General features: G+C 68.8%; 20 protein-coding genes and 1 pseudogene. 11 read left to right on the plus strand and 10 right to left on the minus strand.

Features of this window, described 5'->3' with window-relative positions; all coding sequences use genetic code 11:
* The first annotated feature begins 1,094 nt into the window (after positions 1 to 1,094).
* From ACFPZN_RS20800 to ACFPZN_RS20815, 4 genes are all read left to right on the plus strand, one after another.
* Positions 1,095 to 2,111 carry a hypothetical protein gene (locus ACFPZN_RS20800; RefSeq protein ID WP_378283709.1) on the plus strand — a complete coding sequence of 339 codons (1,017 nt, stop codon included), beginning with the start codon at positions 1,095 to 1,097 and terminating at the stop codon, positions 2,109 to 2,111.
* 147 nt (positions 2,112 to 2,258) lie between these two features.
* Positions 2,259 to 2,636: a transposase family protein gene (locus ACFPZN_RS20805; RefSeq protein ID WP_378283710.1), complete on the plus strand. Its 378-nt coding sequence runs from the start codon at positions 2,259 to 2,261 to the stop codon at positions 2,634 to 2,636.
* Between the two features lie 64 nt (positions 2,637 to 2,700).
* Positions 2,701 to 3,735, plus strand: a complete 1,035-nt coding sequence (locus tag ACFPZN_RS20810; protein WP_378283711.1) for a hypothetical protein — start codon at positions 2,701 to 2,703, stop codon at positions 3,733 to 3,735.
* A gap of 240 nt (positions 3,736 to 3,975) precedes the next feature.
* Complete coding sequence (locus tag ACFPZN_RS20815) at positions 3,976 to 4,839, plus strand: AraC family transcriptional regulator (protein WP_378283712.1); 864 nt, start codon at positions 3,976 to 3,978, stop codon at positions 4,837 to 4,839.
* 265 nt (positions 4,840 to 5,104) lie between these two features.
* Here ACFPZN_RS20815 and ACFPZN_RS20820 read toward each other — a convergent pair whose 3' ends face one another.
* From ACFPZN_RS20820 to ACFPZN_RS20830, 3 genes are all read right to left on the minus strand, one after another.
* Complete coding sequence (locus tag ACFPZN_RS20820; RefSeq protein ID WP_378283713.1) at positions 5,105 to 5,287, minus strand: hypothetical protein; 183 nt, start codon at positions 5,285 to 5,287, stop codon at positions 5,105 to 5,107.
* 168 nt (positions 5,288 to 5,455) lie between these two features.
* Positions 5,456 to 6,331, minus strand: a complete 876-nt coding sequence (locus ACFPZN_RS20825; protein ID WP_378283714.1) for a hypothetical protein — start codon at positions 6,329 to 6,331, stop codon at positions 5,456 to 5,458.
* Positions 6,328 to 6,672 carry a PadR family transcriptional regulator gene (locus tag ACFPZN_RS20830; RefSeq protein ID WP_378283715.1) on the minus strand — a complete coding sequence of 115 codons (345 nt, stop codon included), beginning with the start codon at positions 6,670 to 6,672 and terminating at the stop codon, positions 6,328 to 6,330. The genes ACFPZN_RS20825 and ACFPZN_RS20830 overlap by 4 nt, the downstream gene beginning before the upstream one ends.
* 596 nt (positions 6,673 to 7,268) lie before the next feature.
* Here ACFPZN_RS20830 and ACFPZN_RS20835 point away from each other — a divergent pair.
* From ACFPZN_RS20835 to ACFPZN_RS20860, 6 genes are all read left to right on the plus strand, one after another.
* Entirely contained in the window at positions 7,269 to 7,877 is a 609-nt protein-coding gene (locus ACFPZN_RS20835) for a TetR/AcrR family transcriptional regulator (RefSeq protein ID WP_378283716.1), read from the plus strand.
* Positions 7,878 to 7,943: 66 nt separating this feature from the next.
* Positions 7,944 to 8,072: a hypothetical protein gene (locus ACFPZN_RS20840; RefSeq protein ID WP_378283718.1), complete on the plus strand. Its 129-nt coding sequence runs from the start codon at positions 7,944 to 7,946 to the stop codon at positions 8,070 to 8,072.
* Between the two features lie 34 nt (positions 8,073 to 8,106).
* Complete coding sequence (locus ACFPZN_RS20845) at positions 8,107 to 9,636, plus strand: nitric oxide reductase activation protein NorD (protein ID WP_378283720.1); 1,530 nt, start codon at positions 8,107 to 8,109, stop codon at positions 9,634 to 9,636.
* A gap of 23 nt (positions 9,637 to 9,659) precedes the next feature.
* On the plus strand, positions 9,660 to 10,451 hold the full coding sequence (locus ACFPZN_RS20850) for an AAA family ATPase (RefSeq protein WP_378283722.1): 792 nt from the start codon (positions 9,660 to 9,662) through the stop codon (positions 10,449 to 10,451).
* Between the two features lie 160 nt (positions 10,452 to 10,611).
* On the plus strand, positions 10,612 to 11,337 hold the full coding sequence (locus tag ACFPZN_RS20855; protein ID WP_378283723.1) for a hypothetical protein: 726 nt from the start codon (positions 10,612 to 10,614) through the stop codon (positions 11,335 to 11,337).
* 14 nt (positions 11,338 to 11,351) lie between these two features.
* Positions 11,352 to 11,783, plus strand: a complete 432-nt coding sequence (locus ACFPZN_RS20860) for a hypothetical protein (protein WP_378283724.1) — start codon at positions 11,352 to 11,354, stop codon at positions 11,781 to 11,783.
* A gap of 1,687 nt (positions 11,784 to 13,470) precedes the next feature.
* Here the strand turns inward: ACFPZN_RS20860 and ACFPZN_RS20865 are convergent.
* The 6 genes from ACFPZN_RS20865 to ACFPZN_RS20890 form a co-directional block, all read right to left on the minus strand.
* Positions 13,471 to 13,656 carry a class I SAM-dependent methyltransferase gene (locus tag ACFPZN_RS20865; RefSeq protein WP_378283725.1) on the minus strand — a complete coding sequence of 62 codons (186 nt, stop codon included), beginning with the start codon at positions 13,654 to 13,656 and terminating at the stop codon, positions 13,471 to 13,473.
* 436 nt (positions 13,657 to 14,092) lie between these two features.
* Positions 14,093 to 14,233, minus strand: coding sequence for a hypothetical protein (locus tag ACFPZN_RS20870; protein WP_378283726.1), 141 nt, complete (start codon positions 14,231 to 14,233; stop codon positions 14,093 to 14,095).
* A complete protein-coding gene (locus tag ACFPZN_RS20875) occupies positions 14,230 to 14,922 on the minus strand; it encodes a recombinase family protein (protein WP_378283727.1) in 693 nt (230 codons plus the stop codon). Before ACFPZN_RS20875 ends, ACFPZN_RS20870 begins: the two co-directional genes overlap by 4 nt.
* Before the next feature lie 148 nt (positions 14,923 to 15,070).
* Positions 15,071 to 16,462 (minus strand): Fic family protein, encoded by a 1,392-nt coding sequence (locus ACFPZN_RS20880; RefSeq protein ID WP_378283728.1) that lies wholly within the window; start codon positions 16,460 to 16,462, stop codon positions 15,071 to 15,073.
* Positions 16,463 to 16,649: 187 nt separating this feature from the next.
* Positions 16,650 to 17,378, minus strand: coding sequence for an SDR family oxidoreductase (locus tag ACFPZN_RS20885; RefSeq protein WP_378283729.1), 729 nt, complete (start codon positions 17,376 to 17,378; stop codon positions 16,650 to 16,652).
* Between the two features lie 305 nt (positions 17,379 to 17,683).
* A complete protein-coding gene (locus ACFPZN_RS20890; RefSeq protein WP_378283730.1) occupies positions 17,684 to 18,433 on the minus strand; it encodes an NAD(P)H-binding protein in 750 nt (249 codons plus the stop codon).
* Between the two features lie 147 nt (positions 18,434 to 18,580).
* Here ACFPZN_RS20890 and ACFPZN_RS20895 point away from each other — a divergent pair, with 147 nt between their 5' ends.
* Entirely contained in the window at positions 18,581 to 19,183 is a 603-nt protein-coding gene (locus tag ACFPZN_RS20895) for a TetR/AcrR family transcriptional regulator (RefSeq protein ID WP_378283732.1), read from the plus strand.
* 57 nt (positions 19,184 to 19,240) lie between these two features.
* Here ACFPZN_RS20895 and ACFPZN_RS20900 read toward each other — a convergent pair.
* A pseudogene (locus ACFPZN_RS20900) lies at positions 19,241 to 22,307 on the minus strand (Tn3 family transposase).
* Between the last annotated feature and the right edge of the window lie 122 nt (positions 22,308 to 22,429).

A 22,429-nucleotide genomic window follows, 5' to 3' on the forward strand; every position in this document is an offset into this window, starting at 1 on the left:
GACGCGCAACAAGCTCTGCAGGGTCTGGCCGGCTCGGCCCGAAGAGGACTCGCCATCGCGCTGCGGAGCTTCTTCCGGGCGCTCAGGCAAGAGCGGGTGCTCCTCCGAGAACCCCACCCGGAACCTACCGGTCGGTGACCTCAAGAACATCCCCAGATCCGTCCCCTCGGACCTGCTCGCCGGGCTGCTCCAAGAGGCGAAGACACCACTCGGGCGCCTGGTCATCGCGCTGGTCGCCATTCACGCTCTGCCCGGCCACGAGATCGGGCGCCTGCACACCGCCCATCTCGACCTGTCACGCGGCATCCTCCAAGTGCGCCGCGGCGCCCTGCGCCACACCCTCTACCTGGAGGAACTCCCCCACCAGCTTGCCGCCGACTGGATGACCTACCGCCACCGCCGATGGCCCACCTCGACCAACCCTCACCTACTGGTCAGCCGGAAGACTGCGCACGATCCCGACCACCCGCCTGTCAGTTGCGGCCTCCTACGCCTTGCCCTCCCAGCGAGCCTCACCCTGAGCGGCCTTCGCCAAGACCGCATCCTCAACGAGGCGGCCGAGACCGCGGACCCGCTGCACCCGATGCGCTTGTTGAAATCACCGAGCAGACCGCCATGCGCTACGTCGCCGCCGCGCATCCTGAGCGCACGGCGAAACTCCCCCGCTAGACCGCGCGGGCAGAGCGGAGAGCGGCCTACCAGTCCTTCGGCGTCGGCGTGGATGTTGGTAGCGAGGGTGGGCAGGTCCTTTGCGGTCCTTGGCGCTGGGCGGTGGCCATGGCCTGGCGCATCTCGTCAGTGATCTCGATGGGTACTAATTAGTTGTTCACCGCCCTGCTGGCGGTAAGCGATGGGTGACGCATGCCCCGTCCTCCTGTCAAGGCGCCGAAACTATTCCCAGATCGCCCTGTTGTGGCCCCCTTGGGCGCTCTTGTCGCGCTCTCATTCTGGCGTTTCGATCTAGAGGGTGACGTTCTGTGGTGCGTCACAGTCGCGGGGTGTCGGATGCGTCACCCGCGTTCTGTCCTGCCTGGCCCTGTCGTAGTGGGCGCGTCATCGGCCTGCGCTGTTTTCCCAGAGAAGGAGTCGTGACCATGACCATGCTGACTTACACCCTGATCACCGACCCGGCGTCCCTTGAGGCGTCAGCGGCCGGGCGGTCCCCGTCCACGGGGACGGTGTACCTGGTTGTCACCAACACCGGACAGGCTGCGGCGTACTGGTCCACGATCGAGGTGGAGCTCCCCGTGGGCAACGGCGCCGGCCACCTCACCCCGAACATCACCACGATCAAGGCCAAGGGCGAGTACAACGGCACCCAGCCGGTGAACCTCCAGCCGCAGGGCAACACCTTCCGGGCCATCGCCCCGGCCGGTGCCAGAACCTCTTTCGACCTCGGCGACTACATGGTGCTGACGCTGGAGAACGTCACCGTCGCCGCCACCGCCGGGCTGGCCATACTGAAGGTGACCGAGGACACCAGCAGAAGCAAAGCGCCAAAGGTGAAGCCGCGCCCCGGCGTCGCGGCGGTGCCGCTGGTGAAGACCGCTCCAAAGCAGATCCAGATCCCGGCGCCCCGCAACTTCCGCCCGGACAACGCCATGGTGGACGCCGGAACACAGATCACGCTGAGCTGGGACGGGCCCGCCGACTTCACCTACGAGATCAAGTTCCCAGGCGCCCCGAACCCCGTCCCCGTCACCGGGGGCACCTGGTCCGACGCTCCGAAGCAGGCCACCACCTACACTCTCATCGCCACCGACCCCAGCACCCGGCAGCAACACTTTCTCACCACGACCGTTCAGCTGCGCAATCCCACCTTCGAGACCGTCACCGCCACGACCGGCATACGCACACCCTGGGTGCAGGGAAGCAACGCCGACGACGGGTGGATCAGCTTCCCCAAGGATGGACTCAATGTGTACGAGGCGGGGACGCATGAGCGAGGGAATGTGGTAGCCGAGAGAGTGAAAGCCTTTGGGTTCAAGGGGCTACGCGCAAGCGACGGGTGGGTCATGCCCAGCGAGGGCGGGATTTATGTGTACGGGAACGAGAAGATGGCTGACGTGATGGGGTATGTGACGGCCGGCTTGATTAACTCCGAGAAGTGACCCATTGGCAGTAGGGGCAAAAGCACCGACGATGGGCAAGGTAGGGATCGTCGCGGTCAGCCGGTGGGCAGCTCGACGTGAGCGGTCGGGGTGCCAGGCTCGAGTTGGGGGCGCTGGCCGGTCTTGAGCTCGGGGACATACCTGTAGATGGTCACTCGGCTCACGCCCAGCAGCCGGGCGATCGTCGCGTCCGGCTGCTGGGCGAGCAGGGCGCGACCCCACCGTGACCTCGGAATTTGCGTGTGCGGTCGCCGGTGGCGCGGGGGCCTGAGCGGCTGGGGCGGCCAGCAGGCCGACAGCGAGCAGGCCGCCGGCGTTGCCGAAGCCGAGGATGGTGTCGTGGTCACCGCGCGGACCCAGACCACAAGCGCGGTCTGTTACCAGTGTGGGACACCGACCGGCCGCCGTCACAGCCGCTATCGGCGGCGACTGCACGACCTCGCCGCAGGCGGCAGACCGGTCTTGATCCTCCTTGAAGTGAGTCGGTTCTTCTGCGACAACCCCTCGTGCGAACGGCGCACCTGATGCGATCCAGTGCGCCGACAGGTGGCACCTGTGGCACAACCTGGTCCAGGCCGTCGAACGGACCGTGTTCCGGCACCGCTCGTGCCTGCGTGACCACCACTCCCAACCCGAAACTGAACCACCGGTACCGGAGCGGAAGGGCTGGACCAAGTTCGCCGAACGCACCCGCGCCAAGCACGCCCGCATCCACGAACTGAAGGACGCCGGGCACGGCATCCGCTCGATCGCCCGCCAACTCCGCATGGGATCCGGGACCGTGATCCGCTACGTCCGGGCCGAGACCGCCGATGAGCTGTTGTGGGGGCAGTGGACCACCAAGCCCAGCAAGGTCGACGACTACAAGCCCTATCTTCACCAGCGGTGGGAGGAAGGCGAACGCAATGCCGCCAGATTGCTGGAAGAGATCACCGCGATGGGATACCGCGGCAGCTACGGTGCCCTCAGCGCCTACCTGCGCCCCCTGCGGGTTCCGCAGCCGGTCACGGCCGCCGCACCTTCGGCCCGCAAAGTGACGGGCTGGATCACCACCCGCCCCGACCGGCTCGACGAAGAACACGAACTCCAGCTCAAAGCGATTCAGGAGCGGTGCCCGGAACTGGATGCGCTCGCCCGGCACGTCCGTGACTTCGCCGTCATCCTCACCCAACGCCAGGGCCAGGATCTTCCGACCTGGATCGCCGCGGTCCGAGCCGACGCCCTGCCCAGCCTCCACGGCTTCGCGGGCGGACTCGAACGCGACCTGGACGCGGTCATCACAGGGCTCACGCTCGCCTTGGAACTCCGGCCCGGTCGAGGGTCACGTCAATCGCATCAAGATGCTCAAACGCCAGATGTTCGGCCGAGCCGGGTTCCCGCTGCTGCGCAAGCGAGTCCTCAACGCCCATTGAAGAGGAACGGCATGGCCCTTTCACTCGATCCGACCCGCCGACGAATCTCCGCCGACCTACGCCGTGTCGCCCAAGCACGTCGCGACCTCGCCCTCCAGCACCCGCAGGACCACGACGTCTACGAAGCGGAGGCCCGCGCCTACTCCAACGCTGCGGCCATTGCCGAGGGCGACACCAGCATGATCCGCGTCCTCACCGCCCACACCGACTAAGTGCCGTCCGTGATAGCCGTCTGCCTCCCTTGATCACCCGTCTCCTCAAGGGAGCAGCGGCATACCCCAGCCCACTGAACACCGGGTCAGCGTCTGCACTCCCACTGGCCACCTCAGACAGGAAGGATTTCGAAGGTTCCAGAGGCAAGTGAGCCCTGGCTTGATCGACGGCGCACGGCAACTGTCGGGAACCGCCCCCTCCGCGCTCGTTAACGTCGCTGGTGAACGAAGGGGGAAGCGATGCTGGACTGGTTGAACAAGGCCCTGGAGCACGTCGAGGAGGACCCCGGTCGCCCGGTGGACGTGGCGGCGATGGCGCGCACCGCGCTGACCTCCGAGCACCACCTGCGCCGGATGTTCGCCGCACTGGCCGGGATGCCGCTGTCGGAGTACGTGCGACGGCGCCGACTCACCCTGGCCGGCGCCGAGGTGATGGAGGGCCGCAGGACGCTGCTCGATATCGCCGTCAGCTACGGATACTCCTCGGCCGAGGCGTTTACCCGGGCCTTTCGCGCCGTCCACGGCATCACTCCCGGCCAGGCCCGGCGCACCGGCGCCCCGCTGGTCTCCCAGTCCCGCCTGGCCTTCCACCTCACCATCGAAGGGAGCACGGAAATGCGCTATCGCATCCTCGACAAAGACGCCTTCGCCCTGGTCGGGTTGAGGAAGCGGATTCCCAACGTCGCCGAGGGCCCCAATCCGGATATGGTCGCCTTCACCGAAGCGGTCGATGGCGCCACCTGGGAACGTCTCGACGCGCTCAGCGACCAGGAGCCCCGCGGCGCGCTGTCGGTCACGGTGGCCCTGGACGAGGGTGGGGACTTCGGCGAGGAGATCGACTACTACGTCGCCGCGGCCACCACCGTCCCCACCCCTGAGGGGATGGAGCGCCTGGAGGTTCCCGCGGGCACCTGGGCGGTGTTTCGCTTCGAACGGGTGGAGTTCCCCCGTGGGCTGCAAGCACTGTGGCGCGCGGTCTACACCGAGTGGTTCCCGGCCCACCCCACCTACCGCACCGCCCCGGGCCCGGCACTGGTGGCCGTCGAAGACGAGGAGGAGCCCGACATGGGCTCGGGCCATTTGTGGGTGCCCGTGGAAAAGTAGGGCCTCGGTACCGGGGAACGAGCAGGGATCGCCGCTGACGAGGCACCTTGCAGCCCCCGCGGTGTGTCGGCGTCCGCATCCGACGCCGACACACCGCGGCCCGGTCTTTCGCCCCCGCTTCCGCCGCGCCCCGCAGCTAGGGCCGTCATGCACCGGGCATTGGCTCTACCGAGACGAGCGCAGCAGGCGGCGAAAACCTCGGCGACACCCCGGCGCGCTGCGACAGAGAATCTGGATTACCTGTCGCACTGAAGCCATGCCCCATTCACCGGATCCGATCCGCCAGCAGATCTCCAATGATCTGCGCCGCGTCGCCCGAGCATGCCGAGACCTCGCCCACCAACACCCCCAAGAGCACGAGATCTACGAAGCCGAGGCCCGCGCCTACGACAACGCTGCGGCCATCGCCGAAGGCGACACCAGCATGGTCCGCGTCCTCACCGCCCACACCCCACAGAGTGATTCTTCACGGACCGTGACCGCTTCACGGAATTTGAGCCAGATCCTCAGAAGCAGGAACGTTTGTCCATCGGTTGTAGCAACGTTGGCGTTTGCGTCGTGCGTCAGGATGTCGATGAGTTCCGTCAACGGTGCGGCTCTGCGTTCCGCGGTTCGGCTATTGCGGATGGCGACGTTCGGGGATGGGCTGGGGTCGCCATGCTGTCGCGAGCATGGCTAGCAGGAGCCCGATGAGGGTCAGCCAGTAGCCGATGTCTTGCGCGTTCGACGGCGGGTTGATCAGCGGGGAGGCCACGCCAGGCAGGACGTAGATGGCCGCCGCCAGTGCCCAGCGTGGGCTGCGCGCGATCGCGGTGGCCAGCACCCCGGCGAGCAGGAGGACGCTCTCCGTGCCCGCCCTGACCAGTTGCCAGGTCTCGCCGTACTCTCGGCTGCCGGGCATGTAGGTGAGCGCGAAACAGGCCGCTGGGATCACAAGCCACCACAACGGCCGCGCACGCAGACGCTGCGGTCGGCCTGACCGGCTGGCCGCGAGTGCTAGGGCCCCGATCGCCAGCACGCCGTAGGGGGCCATTGAGACCCAGTTGTGGTTGGCCGGTCCGAGGATCTGCGGCAACCAGGACGTCGCCTGAGCCCCCAGCAGCATGGCCCGGCCGGTCGAGGACGCTACGGCCAGGGCGAGTGGTAGGGCCACCAGTGCCCAGCCGCGCAGCAACGCCCCCACCAGCAGTGCCGAAGCGGCCAGCCACCAGGGGGACGCATGGTCGGCGATGCCGTAGGCCAGATTCGCCAGCGCCAGCATTAGCAAGCCGAGTTGCAGCCCGTCGGCCCACCACGGCGCGGCGGTGGCCGCACGGGCCCGGGCGGCGAAGCCCGCAGTGAGGAGCCCGGCCGTCTCCCGCGGCGAGGGAGCGCGGCGCGAGGTGCCGCCCAGCAAGGTGCCGATGATCTCAGCGCCGTACTCGACGCGGTGACCGGGCGGAAACGCCCGCAGGAACAGCCGGTACCAGCCTTCGGTGAATGCTCCGCTCATGCTCCGGCGTCCCCCGTCACCAGAGAGGGGCGGCCCGTGACGACTCGGGCGGCCTGTTCCAACCGCAGAGCCTCGCGGGTCACCGCCAGGCGCCCGTCCTCGGTCAGTCGGTAGTAACGACGCGGACGGCCCTGGACGGTCTCCTCGCGGTCCACGACGATCAGTCCGTCGCCCGCCAGCCGGTCCAGGGCTCCGTAGAGGGTGCCAACGGCCAGTCGGACCCGCCCACCCGACTGCTCCTGCGCCTTCTTGATGATCCCGTATCCGTGCACCGGACCGTCCAGCAGCGCGGCCAGCACGAAGTACGTGGGCTCGCTCATCACCGTGGTTCGTTTGACCATACGGGGGACGATGTATCAGCCACCGAAGTATCGAGGGCGAGGCCTGGCCTTCGGGGTGGCTGAGTGCAGAAATTGGCGGTAGCCCCCATCTGACCGTGCTGACCGGATTGGCGCTGGTGTTCGTAGCGGCCACGCGATCACGGCGGGGCAGGTGTCGGTGTGGGCCGACATACCAGCGGCCGGAGCGCCGTTGCTGGACGTCATCGGGCGGGGGCGTTCAGGTGGCGCAGGAGTTTGCGCGCCAGGGCGTCCAGGGTGGTCAGTTCTCGGTGTGAGGTTGGCCAGCAGGGCGGTGACGCGAACTCACCATCCCGACCGGCAAGCCTCCCTCGTCCGCCTCGTTGTACCGGGCCGTGGCCGATGAGCGCACACAGACCACAGTGAACACCCGACAGCGCAGCTGACCGGCTACCTTGCGGCTCGCCGTTGCTTCAGGACTCCCACGCCGGATCGATGTGGCCGCGCTTGGAGCTGTTGCGGTTGACCAGGGCGTTGCGGCGCTGCCTGCCCGCGGGTGGTCCGGAGCACCCGCTGATTGATGTCACTGACTGAATTCAGTCAGTGCCGAACGTCAGCCAACGGCGTACAACGTGAGAATGGCACTTCCGGCTGAAGAGAAGCGGACTCGGCGTGACGTACAGCGGCTGGAGACACGGCGGCAGGTGTTCGAGGCCGCGATCGCGGAGTTCAGGCGGTCGGGCATGGCCGACGCGGACATCGGCGCGATCGTCAAGGCGGCGGGCGTGGCGCGCGGGACGTTCTACTTCCACTTCCCGACCAAGGAGCACGTGCTCGCCGAGCTGACGCAGCAGGAGGAGGAGCGGACGGCCAAGGAGCTGGAAGGGTTTCTCGGCGCACCGCATGATCTGCGTTCTGCGCTGGCCGAGGTGGTCCGGCTGATCGTGGCGGTCGAGCAGCGGGTGGGGAGGGTGGTGTTCCGGGAGATGCTCGGGCTGCACTTCTCGCCGACCCGGCCGGCCATCCGTCCCGATGCCCACGCATGGGCGGACTTCCCCCTCTTGGCCCTCATGGTGAGGGAGATCGAGCGGGCGCGCGACCAGGGTGAGGTTCAGCCGGAGAGCGCCCCCGTCCTGGCCACGCAGTTCTTCATCCTCGGCCTGTACGCGGTACTGATCACCAGCCACGAGTGCGACGCGTCCGCGCAGTTCGTCGCCACCACCCTCTACGGCCTGGAACCCCGATGAATCGGGCGCCGCGGTCCAACCCTTGCCGCCGGCCGTGCGGCAACCCGTCGACACGGAGGTCCCCTCATGCTGGAGAACATCTGGAACCTCGCCCTGACCTGGCCGGATCTCGTGCGCTACGGTCTGGCCTGGCTCGTGTGCACCGCGCTCGTCGTCTTCTGGTACTGGGTGATGAGCCGCATCGGGACGTTCTGAGGCCCTCGCCCTCCGGCCCGCGGGGGAAGCGGTGATGGCTGGGCCCGCGACCTCCGCGATGCGGATCGAGCGCGGCTGTGCCCTGCTCGCGGTCGCCCTCTCGGAGGGAGGCCGCCAGGGCGCCCGGCTCAGCTCGGGCGAGCGTCGCGGCTTCGGCCTGAACGCGGCTCGCAGCATCGTTGAGGTGCCCCACCCTGCTCCCGAGCCCGGCTGGACGCACCGCACTCTGACATGCGGGGTCGCCTTGCAGTGCGCGCCGTCCAAGGACCGCGTGGCCCAGTGCCGGGTGTCCTTGCTCTCGGGCCGGGAACTGCGGGCACTATCGATCGCCGAAGGCGAGGTCGCGCTCGGCTGGACGAACACGCGCTGGCCCGGCCTGATGCCGGAACTGCGTCGGATGCTTCCTGGACTCGACATCGGCGACGGCGGGCTGGAGGGCCCTCAGATCGTCGAGCGCGCGGTGCGCCTCGCGCGATCAGGCGGCACATTGGCCCCGCACCCGCTGCTCGGGCGGCTGCCGATGCCGGTCCCGGCGGGGCGCGGACTGGCCGCGGCCATGCGCAGGGTCTATGGGCGGATGCCGTGGACCTCCCAGCGCACAGACTCCTACAAGGAGTACTCGGTGCCGGTCGGAGGCGACGGCGGGGCCAGGAATCCCAACGTCCCGCCGCCGAGCCGTCCCGAGGAGGAGGAGATCGAGATCCGCCCCGACCGGCGGGCCGGAATCCCCTACCCGGAGTGGAACGCCTGGACCGAGCGGTTCCTGCCCGACCACGTCGCCGTCCTGGAACGCAGGTACACGCCCGCTTCCCCGCCCCGCCCCATCGCCTCCCCGCAACTGCGCCGATGGTTCCATGCGCCCACCCGTCGCGTGATGGTCGACCATCTGGAGGACGGCAGCGAACTCGACATCGACCGCTACATCGCCCACCACGTCGCCACGATCACGGGCGAGCCCTCGGAGGCCCGCCTCTTCCGCGACCTGCTGCCCGCCGCCCGGGACGTGACCACCGCCCTGCTCCTGGACGGCAGTTCCTCGCTGGGCGCCCAGCACGGCCGGGTCTTCCGGCTGGAACTGGAGTGCGCCGACGCGCTTTCCGAGGCCATGACGTCGGCCGGGGAACGGCACGGGATCTTCATCTTCAGCGGGAACACCCGGCACCGGGTCGAGGTCCGCTGCCTGAAGGACTTCTCCGACCCGCGCCTGGCGGTGCCCGGCGACATGGGCCTGGTGGCCGGCGGCTACACGCGGCTGGGATCGCCCGTGCGGCATCTGACCAGCCGGTTGCTGGAGCAGCCGTCCCAGCGGCGGCTGCTCATCGTCATCGGAGACGGCCTGGCCTCCGACGAGGGCTACGAGGGCCGGTACGCCTGGGCCGACGTCGCCCACGCGGTACAGGAGGCGCAAGAGGCCGGCGTCTGCCCCTACTACATCGGCATCGGCCCCACCCGGGTCGATCCCCTGCCGGAGATGTTCGGGCCCGGCAGATCCAGGCGCATCCGGCGGGTCGAAGAGCTCCCCCGGGTGCTCGCCCATGTCCACCGCGAGCTGGTCGCCGCATGAGTACGCGACCTCTGGGAGGCTCGATGTCCACGTACTTCTCCCAGGGCGACGAAGTCACCCTGTTCGAGCGCGCCCACCGCCGGCAGCTCCCCATGATGATCACCGGGCCGACCGGCTGCGGCAAGACCCGGCTGGTCGAGCACATGGGCGAGCGGCTGGGACGGCCCGTCGTCACCATCAGTTGCCATGACGACCTGACCAGCGGCGACCTGGTGGGCCGATTCGTCGTGGCGGGCGGCGACGTCATCTGGAACGACGGCCCGCTCACCAGGGCGGTCAAGGACGGCGCCCTGTGTTACCTGGACGAGGTGGTGGAGGCCCGGCACGACTCCCTGGCCGTCCTGCACTCGCTCACCGACCACCGGCGCACCCTCTACCTCGACCGCGCCGGCCAGGTGCTGCACGCCCCGCGGGAGTTCATGCTCATCTGCTCCTACAACCCGGCCTACCGCAGCTCGCTCAAGGACCTCAAACCCTCGTTCCGGCAGCGGTTCGTCACGCTCGCCATGGACTACCTGCCGCCCGACCGCGAAGCCGAGGTGCTGGTGGCCGAATCGGGCATCGACCGGCCCGCCGCCGAACGCCTCGTCCGATGCGCGACCGGCATCCGCACCGCCGACCAGATCTTCCACCTCGAACCGCCCTCCACCCGCGCGCTGGTGGCGGCCGCGCAACTCATCGCCGCCGGAGCGGACGAACTCCACGCCACCCAGGCATGCGTCCTGGCACCACTCAGCACCGACGGCGCCATCACCGACGGGCTACGGGAGATCGCCGCCGCAGCCCTCAGCACCGACCGGACGTCCACCACCTGAAATCCGTCCACCCTCCGGGGAAGAGAGCGGGCCAATGAACGAACAGGACCGGCAACGACGACGAGCACTCATGGTCTTCCAGATCGCCATCTACGGCTACCTGCTGCTGATGTTCCTGATCCAGCTGCACATGTACTCCCAGCGGGACTGGTAGGACACGATGAACCTCCCGCTCGGCAAACGCGGAAAGCGCACCGGTGACCGGCCCCTGCCCGACTCGGTCTCCTACGACGACCACCTCCACGAATCCCGCAAGGCCCAGCGCCACGCCGACACATGGCTCATCAGCGGCACCGTCCTGATGGGCATGGCGCTCCCCGGAATCATCGGCCTGCCGATCTTCCTGCGCGGCCTTGTCCTGCTGCGCAGGGCGAGCAAGAAGGGGCTGACCGTCCGCCCGCTGATCATCACGTTGATCGGCTACATGGTCATGCTGGACGCGGCGCTCAACACCTTCGGCTGGATGCTCGACCTGCTGGCCAGCCACGGCGTCCTCTGGCAGGTCATGATCAACGCCTGGGGGAACATCTTCGACGCCGGCTACTACTGGCACTACAACGAGCTCGGCATCGGCGGCGCGGGAGCCCCGGGCGAGAAGGCCTGGGAGATCGCCTGCGTGCTGACCGTGTTCCCCATGCGCATGGCCGCCTGCATCGGCCTGCTGCAGATGAAGCGCTGGGGCCACCAGTGGATGATCGTCACCTGCTGGTTCGGAGCCGTGATCTGGGTCGGTTACGTGGCCAACATGACCATCTTCGCCGACGTGCGCTTCGACGGCGTCCTGCTCCCGGTGATCGGGTGGTGGCTCTACGACATCGTCTACATCACGCCGTTCCTGGCCATCCCCTACCTCCACACCGTCAACCGCGAAGCCTTCTCCGACTGATACGAGGCAGCACAATGTCCACGTCCGAGAAATCCGCGCAGCCCGAGAACAAGGACTTCCCCCTCGGCACGACGGCCACGACCGCGCGGCTGCACACCACCATCCGGCGCATCTGCTACGTGCTGCTGTTCGCGCTGGTCCTCGAAGGCGCGTTCACGCTCCCCTTCAGCCTGGTCTGGTACGGCTGGCCGACGCTGTCGGTGCAGCAGATCTGCAGCGGCATGCACCAGGTCATGTACAACGACCCCACCTTCCACTGCAAGTCCCCCTACCCGCTCAGCGGCCCGCCCTTCGGCGGCCCCGCGGCCCACCAAGGCCAGACCACCGCCAAGGACAGATGGGGCATCCAGCCCAAGCCCGAATATCCCAGTATCGGCTTCCGGGAACTCATCACCATCTACCGCGAGAACGAAAAGAAGGCGGCCGCCGCCACCCCAGGCGGATAGCCCCGCCCCTCCCACCGGGTCGCGGCGCACCGACCGGCGCCGCGAACCCGTTTACCTGAGCCGCCCACCAGGCCGAGGAGTCGGGTGCTCGCCCGCCGAAGGCTGAAAGTGGCGGCGTACGTTCTCGCTCTTCTTGTGCCGGGACCTGGCCATCAGCATCAGCAGACTCACGCCGCCCTCATCCAGATGAGTCATTGCCGAATACCGAAACCCGTGCTGCCCGGACAGCCGAACGCGATGTAGGCGTCCAGTTGCCCGCAGGACAGCCGCGTGCAGCCGCTGTCTGGGCAACCATCGCGTGGCCCGAGCACCTTGCCCGGCCCCGGAACAGCAGTGGGTGAGAAACATCGGCCGACGAGTGCGGCCCCGCAAAAGGCATGGCACCAGCCGCGCAGTCCCGGCGTCCCAATACACCGTCTCCAGCACCACATCTACGAGTGCCTGCCTGCGACGACGAGTCTTGGCACGGGCGCCCTTGGCCTTCACCCCGGCACCGCTGGCCAGCAAAGTCCAAGTCCTCGATGTTGACGCCCAGAGTGAAGGCGGCGGAGTCAAACATGCCCTGCCGCAGCCCATCGTGGGCGCAGACAAGGTGGCCCGGGGCTGCTCGTCCGAGTCAATGGAAAGATCGACGGTGTGGCGGCGGTGCGGGTCGAGAGCGGCTACGTCACCGGCGCCTACCACGTGTGCAATCCCGAGAAGCTGTCGCATGTAATGCGGGAGACCGCCCTGAGTCGCTGAGGCCAAAACGGCCACAGCCACCATTCCAAGGAACTCCCGACGGTTGGTCACGCGACCCCACCGATCCGACACCTTCTCAAGGAGGTTCTCTCAGCCGGTTGTCCCCGCAAGTTGTAAGCGTGAGGTCGCTGGCTGTCAGTCGCACTTGTCCTCGCGCGTTTAGTGGGGGCGGGCAGCGAAGCCGTTGAGAGGGAATGCCGAGTCCGGTCGCTTTCGAGGCACAGTACCGGACCTCGCAGTCCGTGCTACGAGGGGACCTCACGGCGACCACCAACCCCCCAGCCAGGCCCGAGAACACGCGACAGTTGATTACGCGAGCTCACCAGTCCGGGCCCTCTCAACGCCCTGAAGAACTTCCGGGCTGTGGCCACGAGGTTCGATGAACGCGCCTACATCTTCCACGGCACCGTCATCGGTGCCTTGATCAAACTCTGGCTCCGTGCTGCAGGTGACCGGTGAACGGGGCGCGGCAGGTTGGCACTCGGACCAGCGCGGGGCTGGTGCGGCCGTGGATGATGGGCGGCGCTGTCGGATGCGGCGCCCTGGAAGTGGTCCTGCACGAAGTCGGCGCCCGCTCCCCGTACCGGCGCCACCTCTCCGGCCATGTAGTGCACCATGACGGCCGCCCTCCACCACGCCACCGCGGTGCGTCCTGGAACGTCGTGATCCGCGACTGGCTAGTCGTTCGAGCCGGTAGCCCACGGCGGCACTCCGGCGACGAAGAACAGGAAGGTGGTTTTGGTCAAAGGGTCATGGAGGTCGTCGGGGAACAGCTCACGGGCGGCGGGGGCGGGCTGCGGCGCCCTGATGACGGCAGGCGTAAACCGGCAGTGGTAAAGGCATCGGCCATCGCGTGCAGCGGACTGCCCGTTGAACGTCCAGTCGAAGCTGGTGGTCGCAAAGTAGTCGGGCTGAGGGTCCTGGAGGCCACAAAAGGCTGGTCCACCTACGCGATCAGCTGGCCGCAGTCCGCCAGTAGTGCAGCACCAGCGACGCGACCAGGTCGTCGAAACGCACCGTCGGTGAACGGCAGGCGGTCGCTCAGGTCGACCGCGTGCAGGGCTACGTCGTCACCGAGCCGCCGCCTTGCCAACGCCAGCATCCCGGCGCTGGCGTCGATGCCGGTGACCACTGCACTGCGTTCACGTAGTGCCGCGGACAGGGAACCCAGGCCGCAACAGGCGCCCAGGACCCGGCGGCTGGCCACGTCTTCGGCGGGGCCAACATCGCGTACTACGCGACAGCACGTCCAGCGCAGGGGCCGGCCACGACGCCCCGGGCCCGCGGCCGTTGATCATGTTGAGTGGGGTCGCACCCCCTGACGGCCGAAGGGCTGGGGCGGGGCGCGTAGACGGGACCGGCTTTCCGAACCGCACTCCTTTCCGGAGACGACCAGCCCGCCGCCCCCGCCGTTGCCCGGCCAGGGACGACCCAGCACTTTCGCAGGGTGGGCGCCCGCCTGTTGCGTGACAGTGGCTTTGACCTGCCGCACAGGAGAGCAGGCATCCCGGACGGTGTCCGGCCTCGGGGAACATCGGTACAGCGGTTATCGGTGAGAACGATCTTGATCAGGGCGTGAGTGCGCTGACGCGGTTCTCGTACTCTCTGCGGGCCTTGCGCTGGGCCGGGACTGCGGGGAGGCCCTGGCCGCCGTCGAGCGGCTGGCAGCGGGCGAGGAGCTGGCGGTGCACCGCAGGGACGGCGGTCACGCGCAGGGTGTAGCCCTGGCCGCGTCGAGGGTGACCGGCAGCTCCGGGGCGGGCGCGTCCTCTTCGATGGCGGTGTGGTCGGGCAGGAGGTCGGCGACGGCGGTACGGATCGCACCGCGGCTGACGCCGTGGTCGCAGGCGAGGGCGGCGTTGGAGCGGCCTTCCAGGTACGCGGTGCGTACGTCGTCGGTCGTCGTGGCCGCCACGGCGGGGCGGCGCCCGCCCTTCGCGCCCTTGGCCTCGGCGGCGCGCAGACCGTCGTAGGTCAGCTCGCGCTGGAGGTCGCATTGGAGTTCGCCGGCTGCGGCGAGGGTCTGCACCATGAACTTCACGGTGGACAGCAGCTCGCCGGTGCGGGGGTGGCGGGCGGTGAGGTCCATGGCGGAGAACGCGCCGTCGTGGATGCGCAGGGCGAAACGGTCGCGGTGGAGGACGTCGAGCACGTCGAGGATGTGCTGGTTGCCGCGCACGAGGCGGAACATCTCGGAGATGTGCACGGTGTCGCCCGGCCGCGCGTAGGTGAGCAGTTCGCGGAACTTCGGGCGTTGGAGGGGGTGGAGGCGGCTGGAGGTGCCCGGGTCCTCCTTGAAGAAGACCGGGTCCTCGATCCCGGCCTCCTGAAGGACGAGGTCCTGCCGGGCGGTGGACTGCTGGTCGGTCGAGACCCGCTTGTAGACCAGGTTCGCCACCGAGGGCCCCTTCCGTGCGGAGGATCGGAGCCTATCTGTCGTCAAATCCTGTCATCAATCACCATCGGATCTGATTGGTTTCGGGCCGCCGCGAACCCCCGGATTGCAGGGGTTCATTGGACTCGCCGGCCACCTGTCGGCAAACGGTTTATTTCCGCCACCCCTGAGAGGAAAGTGTGCGTCGGGTCTGCGAGAGGTGGGTGTTGATGTACCGGGTGAGGATCAGCGGGTCTTGGGGGTCGTCGGCGTGGAAGCTTACGCGTCGAAGCAGGCTGACGTCATCAAGCGCGACGCCTTCGCGGGCGAGGATAAAGATGAGGGCGAGGAACGCGGCGCGGGCGTTGCCGTCGTCGAAGGGGTGAAAGAAGCAGATGTCGAGATAGGCCCGTGCCGCGCGGGCGGTCAAGGAGAGTGGACGCTCGCTGTCGTGCGCGCTCTCCGCGAGGCAGGCATCGAGGCGGGTGCGTGTGTCCGAACCGATGCCGTAGTGTTCGCGGCCCCCTTTGGCGAGGGCGGGCGAGCTGCGAAACGGGGGTGGCTGAGGTGTGCTGAGGACGTGCTGCTGCCAGCCCTGGAGCCGCTCGAAGGTGAGGGAGGCACCGCGCGTCGCGTCCGTCCGGACCAACTCCAGGGCGGCGAGTAGGCCTTCGGCGCGGGCGGGGTCTATGGCGCCGTCGAAGGCGCGGATGTCTTCTACCGCGCCGTCACGGGACGGGGTCACCGGGTCGTCCCCACCGCCGTCCGAGGCGTCTCGCCAAGGCACGGAATCACGTGCCGCAAGCCAGCGCTCCAGGTGGTCCGAGGCGGGCCCGCAGGAGTCGGGCTCGAAGGGATGTGGGGTGTCGTCCGGTGGTAGGGACAGGGCGAGCCGTTCGGCAACGTCGTCGACCAGCACCGTTTCCGGGCTGGTCCAGCTGTGGAATCGCCCACCGATCGCTTCGGCGACCAGAGCCTGTGCGACGTCGGCTGCCACGTGCCAGCGTTGGAGGAACCAGGTGAGTACCTGCCCGCAGTGCCCGTGCCAGCCGCTGCCGTGGCCCGTGCGGTCAACGACCTGCCAGATCAGGTTCCGGGCGGCCTGCTCCCACAGGATCCGCTGGTCGGCGACAGCGGTCGACTCCAGCGGGTAGGCCTCGAACCAGCCGGCGAGACTCTCCAGCCACGCGCGCCACTCGCACAGCGCCGCGACGACACGGGCGAGCGTCTCCTCCGGTGTGGTGATCGAGTGCTGCGGGCAGCACCAGCTACCGACCGGGCCGCCGTCAAAGTCCCCCTCGTCGTGGGCCCAGCGCCAGCCCACGGTCCAACGACCGAAACGCTCAGCGAGGGCGTGCGACATGGCGTCCGCCCAGAGCTTGCCCTCGCCGTGGTTCCAGGCACTCATCGCCGGGTCGGCGAAGGGGACCTCGGGACGGCGAGGTACACGCCGAGCCGGCCCGAGCGCGTCCACCGCCTGCGCTACCGACGAGCGGTCGAACGGATGACGAGAGGGGTCCACCTCGTCCCAGCTCAGAAAGCGAGGAGCCAGATCAACGATCACCACATGAGCCTGCCACGCCCACCCGGCACCTGGGCAAATGGATTTCCCAGATCAACAGTACGAGGCGGGCTGTCCGCCAGCTGAAGCACGTCGAGTTGGACCCGCGATTGACACTTGGCGGCTGGGGACACGTTCGGGAGTAGGACGCCGTTTCCTCTTGGCGACCGTAGGGCGCCTGTCGCTGTGCTCAGCTGATGCCGAGCTTGTCGGTGATCTGCGTGTAAAAGACGGCGGGGTCACCGGCGAGCGCTTCCTTCACCATCGCGGTCGTGTCGTCCACGATCACCTCGATCGCTCCCGAGGCCAGTCCGTCGAAGGAGCTGCGGGGTACTTCGCGCGGATCGGTCATGGGTCCGTCGTAGCCGTCCGTCGCGAGGTCGGTGCCGGCGACGCCGAAGAGCACGCTCTGGACGTGGGTGCCCTGGGGTGCGAGCTCAAGGCGTACTGCGTTGGTCATGTTCCATGTGGCGGCTTTGGCGGCGGCGTACGCGCCGGTGCCGGCGGTGGCGAACCACGACAGCGCGGACAGGACGTTCACGATCGCGCCTCCGCCGTTCGCCGACAGGACCGGCGCGAACTGGCGGATCACGTTGAGCGTGCCCCAGAAGTGCGTGTCCATCTCGCGGTGCACCTCGGCGAGGTCGCTCGTAATGAGGGAGGCGCCGGTCGAGATGCCGGCGTTGTTGACGAGCAGGGTCACGTCATTGGCGGTCCTGGCTGCCGCCGCGACCGACTCGTGGTCGAGGAGGTCCAGTCGTAGAGGCACCACCCGACTGTCGCCGAAGTCGACGGTCTCGGGGCGGCGGACCGCCGCGTATACCTTGCTTACGCCGCGTTCGAGCAGTTCGAGGACGAACTGGCGGCCTATACCGCGGTTGGCGCCGGTAACGAGGGCGACCTGATCGGTGATGTGCATGGTTCGCTGGCTTTCTGTAGATCTCGTCATGAATCCAGCCGGGGCCGGCGCGACGGTGAGGGATGCTTCAGTCATCGACGGTGCAGGCCGTTGCCCGTGTCGGTCGCGTCCAGGTGGGGGTCCACGCCCGAGGCGGATGTCCGTCGGGTGCTGGCCTACGTCGCACACCGCCCGGTGCCGTCGGAAGTACCGGCCGCAGTGCAGGGGCGGGGCGCCTTCCCGCTGAGGGCCCCGGTGCCTGGAAAGGGCTGGTCCCTCTCGGGCACCGGGGAAACAGGGCCGGGCTGCCTCGGGTCGGGTCGTGCTCAGCCCAGGAGGCGGCGCACAAGCTCGGCCGACACGGCCGGGGAGCGGCCGGTCAACTCCTGCACGTCGACCGAGGTGGTGTCGAAGATGTCCTTGGCGATGGCGGCGTGGAAGGAGCCGACCATCATGTCCGCGTGCTGGGCGTCCATACCGCCGTCGGTCAGGGCCTGCACCGTTTCCTGGGCCGAGGCGAGGCGGTGGGTGATGGTCCGGTCGGTCACCTCGCCAAGCAGGACGGCCAGGTCGTCCCTGGTCGCTGAGACCAGCTCACCGGTCTTGGCGGCCACCCCCAGCTCGGGCCCCAGCTCGTCCATGTAGACGCTGTTGCGCATGAACGTGAAGGGCAGCCCCGTCGCCCGGATGATGTGCTCGGTGGCCAGGTCCACGTCCTCCAGACCGAAGGGCCGCCGCTCGGGGTCGGCCAGGCTCACGAGCACCAGGTGGGAGATGTCCAGGGCGTGCAGGGCTTGCACCGCCTGGTGCTGCTGGTGGACGCGCACCGCGTTGTCCAGCGACGGCGGGGGCACCAGCACGGCCTTGTCGACCCCGGCCAGCGCCGCCGTCAGGGCGATGGGGTCGTCGTAGCTGCCCACCCGCACGTCCATGCCGCGTTCGCGCCAGGGGGCGCCCTTGTCGTGGGTGCGCACCAGCGGCGCGATGTCGGCGGCGGCCACCCCGGCTTCGAGCAGCCGCTCGATGATGCGTCCGCCCAGGCGTCCGGTGGCGCCGGTCACAGCGATGGTGGTCATGTCAGATCCCTTCATTGAGCACGGTTGAGCACACAGGCCTTAAACGTAGGACCCTTCGGTTCATTCGACGGTACACTAAACGAAGGGCCCTACGTTTAAGGCTTTGGTGTGCATCCGGGCACGGCCATCCGGTCCGAGGGAGAACACATGGAACCCACCACCACCGCGGCCAAGGCCAGGCCGCTGCGAGCCGACGCCCGACGCAACCGCGACCAGCTCCTGGAAGCCGCCGTCGCACTGCTGCCGCAGAAGGGATCGCAGCTGTCCCTGGAAGCGGTCGCCCGTCAGGCCGGGGTGAGCATCGCCACCCTCTACCGGCACTTTCCCACTCGCGAGGCCCTGATCCTGGCCGTCCACCACCAGGAGATGACCGCGCTCGCAGACGAGGCCGGGGAACTGGCGGCCACCCTCCCGGCCGAACAGGCCCTGCAACGCTGGCTGCACCGCCTGGCCCGCTACGGCAGCACCCGCCCGGGCCTGGGAGACGCCTTCCGCGCCGCCGCCCTCACCGGCGAGGAACTGCTGGAACAGACCTACGAGGTCACCGTCCAGGCCCTGGACCGGCTGATCGCCGGGGCGGCGGCCGCCGGGCACGCCCGTTCCGACGTCAAGGGCGGGGACGTTCTGCTGGCGCTGTGCGGGGTGTGGGACCTGCCCGACACCCCCGAGTCCCACGCCCAGACCGACCGGGTGGTGAGACTGCTCCTGGACGGACTGGCCACCCCGCCCGCCGGCCGCTCCCGAAAGTAAGGGAAGGCCCCACCGACTCGCGCCTTCCTGGTCGCTGACCGCTTGGCCGGACGGGGCCTATTCCTGGCCGCTTCCGTCCTCGTCCTCGTCCAGCTCCGGCGTGTCCGGGTCGCGCAGCGGGCGCAGGGCACCGGCGGCCGGGGCGGAGGCGGTGAAGCTGTAGCGACCGAGCAGGTTCAGGTTGCGGTGTTTGAGTGGGGACAGCCGGGCGACATCCTCGTCACGGATCTCGTGGCCCTCGGCGCGGAGCTGGGCGACGGCGGCGTCGATGTACTTCGTGGTCCAGAGCACGATGGCGCTGAGGACCAGGCCGAGCGCGCCGAGCTGGTCCTCCATGCCGTCGCGGTACGCCTGGTGGATGGTGCCGCGCTTGCCGTGGCACACGTCCCGGGCCAGTTTGTGGCGGGACTCCTGCACGGTGAGCTGCCTGTTCATCTGCCGCCGGTAGGTGTCGTCCACCGGGTCGACGACCCGCAGCAGGTGCTCGGTCTTGGCGATCCGCCCGTACTCCGCGCCCGCCGCCCCGAGCGGGGTCGGGCGTCCGTCGCGGCCGAACATGCGCAGCAGGTCGTAGGCGCGGACCTGGTTCGTGACCAGGGAACCGGCGACCTTCAGCATGTCCGGCCAGTGCGTGATCACCTTGTTCAGGTTCACGCGGTTGCGGGCCAGGTCCTCCACCGCGCCGTAGGTGCCGGTCTGGACGCCGGGCATGGTGGCCCGCCAGAACCGCTGGTCGTCCAGGTCGCGGAACCGCGGGCTGAAGTTGTAGCCGAGGATCTTGAACAGGCCGAACACCATGTCGGAGTAGGAGGCGTTGTCGGTCGCCACCATCTCCGGCTTCACGCCGCCGTCGAGGTTCAGCAAGGCGTCCAGGATGTGCAGGGAGTCGCGCGGGGTGCCGGGGACGACCATCCGCCCCGATCCCCGCGACCTGGTCGTTGACGGCGTTGAGCCAGGTGACGCCGCGCTTGAACCCGAAGTACTTCGGCGACGGGGCGGCGTTGATGGTGCGCACCGGCACCTGGAAGCGCAGCCCGTCCACGGAGGCGAGCAGTCCGTCACCCCAGTAACGCACGATCGGGATGTCGGCCTGGGCAGCGATGAGCCGCGCGTTCGCCGCGGCGATGGTGTCGGCGCGCAGGTAGTACTGGTCGACGTGCACGAGCCGGGCCCGGGTCAGTGCCTCGTAGCCGGGGTTCACCACCGGCGCCAGGCCGATGTTGCACGCCTCGGACACCAGTAGCGCGACCACCGAGGTAGGCAGGTCCTTCATCCGGGTGGTGCCGTCGGCGAGGTGCACGAACGTGTCGAGGAACCCGGTCCAGGCGTTCACCTCGAACCGAGGCACCCGGCCGATGAACAACAGGTCCGGCAGGTCGATCTTCGGGAGCATCTTCTCGACCCGTTGACGCAGCCAGGTCAGGGACTTCGGCTCGCCGAGCGCGCCGAGCTTGTCGACGTTCAGCTTCACCCGCCCGTCGTCCTGCACCTCGATGGAGACCTTCGCCGCCAGCCCCGCCTCCTCCAGGCGTTCGGCGAGCTGCTTCCATCCGGCGTCCAGGCCACGCGCCAGCTCCGCCAGGTGCTCGGTCACGGGCATGTCCAGGCTCAGGGCCGCCAGGACGTCCTCCTCGACCGCGTCCCAGTCGGGCCCGTCCAGCAGCCGGGCCCGCGGGTTGGACCAGCGGTGCGAGGGCGAGGCGAAGACATCGCGGTTGTTCAGCGCCCGGTGCAGCTGCTCCAGCACACACACCACGTACGCGTCCCGGTCCACCGCGCCCTGCGGCAGGTCCGGGTTGGCGTACACCGCCTTGCGCCACGCGGGCGGCACGAGCTTGTCGTCCACCTCGCGCGGCAGCAGCGGCTTGACCCCCACCTTCCGCCGGGCCAGCGCAGGCAGGCCGCGCACCCGGCCAGGACCCGCTTCCCGGCGCTCGCCGCGTCCAGCGCCTTCGACTCGCCCAGCAACGCGAGGAACGGGCGCACCGTGGCGTACCGGTTCGCCAGCGCGGCCCGCATGGCGACCTCGGCCGAGTTCTCGTCCTCGGGCACCAACGAGACCACCGTGGCCGCCGCGGTCATCACGGCGGCGCACGGGGCGACCTCCTCCACCGCCGCCCACAGCGCGGCCACGTCCAAGTCCGCCTCCTGCTCCTCGACCAGCTCCAGCTCCTCAAACAGCACCTTCGCCACCCGCGCGACCAGCCGTGACGCCTTCTCCAACTGCGGCAGCGTCGACAGCCGCTCCTTCTCCGTCTTGCGCTTCGCCGTGTTCAGCAACCGGGTGGCCATCAGGACCTGGAACAGGTCCAGGGCCTCGTCGATCGCCTTCGCCTCCAGGTGCCGCATCACCGCGGTGAGTATCGCCGTGCGCTTCGGTTCCGCCGCCCGAGCCGGTACGCGCCGATCTCGTCCACCCGCTCCAGCGCGCGGGCGAACGCCGTGCCCGTTGTCCGCGTCGGCGGCCGGCGCAGCCGCTCCAGCTCCGAGAACCGGGAACCCTCCGGAGTCTTCAGCGTCGCCACCAGATCCCGGGCAGCGCCGGGTCCGCGCGGCGGGCGGCGCCCGCGACCGTGGCGTGCAGCCGCTTCTCCGCGACCGTCCGCGCCTCCGCCACCTGCCGAGCCAGCACGGACACCCCGGGCAGCAGCACCCGGTGACGGCGCAGCCAGCCCACCGCGTGGTCGAACAGCGCCTTCGGCCCCTCGGCGTGCGTCCACGCCCGCCCGTGCAGGAACGTACGGAACCGCCGGCCCCACTCGCCGTCCTCGTAGGGGTGGTAGCCGTAGGCGTCCCGGATCTCCCACGCGTGGTCGTACAGCGTCTGACGCCGCTCCGTGTACCGCTTGACCACCGACGGGTCCTCGATGCCGAGCTGCACGGCCAGGTGCTCGATCACCGGCCACGGCACCGCGAGCGGGTCCTCCGGGAACAGGCCGAGGTACCGAACCGTGCACATCTGGAGCGCGAAGCCAAGCCGGTGATGCTCCGTCCGCCGCAGGGCGATCAGGTCCCGGTCCACGTCGTCTAGGAAGAAGAACCGCTCCAGCTCGGGCCTCGTCGGCTCCTCGGCGAACGTCCCGTACGCCTCAGCCTGCTCATCGCTCAGAAATTCCACCGGCACGAGCCGGACCGTAGCCAGCCCCGGACCGGGCCCGGAGGCGTTTCACCGAACCCCAGCGACGAAGTGGATCACTGTGCTAGACGGCCATGATCGTTCTCACCGATAACCGCTGTACCGATGTT

It is taken from the genome of Actinomadura rugatobispora, assembly GCF_042656285.1.
GTDB classification, from domain to species: domain Bacteria; phylum Actinomycetota; class Actinomycetes; order Streptosporangiales; family Streptosporangiaceae; genus Spirillospora; species Spirillospora rugatobispora.